Origin of the sequence: Corallococcus sp. AB038B, assembly GCF_003668955.1 — a bacterium.
In the GTDB taxonomy this organism is placed as follows: domain Bacteria; phylum Myxococcota; class Myxococcia; order Myxococcales; family Myxococcaceae; genus Corallococcus; species Corallococcus exiguus.
This window is the reverse complement of record NZ_RAWO01000374.1, coordinates 1-388: the sequence shown is the minus strand read 5'-3', so window position 1 is coordinate 388 and position 388 is coordinate 1. Positions and strand designations below refer to the sequence as shown.

The window sequence follows — 388 nt, the reverse complement described above, 5'->3', positions numbered from 1 at the left end:
ACGTCGACGACCTGGAGGAGGTCCGCGCGCCGGGCGTGGAGTCGCTGGATGGGCTCTTCTCCGACGAGGGAGAAGGTGGCGCGCAGGGAGGGGTGGCGCGCGACGAGCACCTCGAACGCGCGGCGCAGCGCGGCCACGTCCAGGGGCCCTCGGATGTGGGCCGCCCTCGCGAGGATGTAGGCCAGGGAGGAGGGCTTGAACTGCTGGAGGAACCACAAGGCTCGCTGCCCCGGCGTCAGGAGCAGGTGGGCCTCCTGGTCGCGTGGGAACTCCTCGGCCCTCGGAGGTGGCGCCGCCGCGCGCAACGCCTCCTGCAGGTGGGTGACGAGTTCCTCCAGGGAGGGGGCGCCCAGCAACAGCCTCAACTCCAACGAGACGCCCAGGTCCC

At 72.2% G+C, this 388-nt stretch carries 1 protein-coding gene; it reads right to left on the bottom strand.

Annotation, left to right across the window (positions count from 1 at the left end; all coding sequences use genetic code 11):
* The coding region (locus D7Y04_RS43605) for a condensation domain-containing protein (RefSeq protein WP_158627716.1) at positions 1-388 on the bottom strand (388 nt) is incomplete at both ends.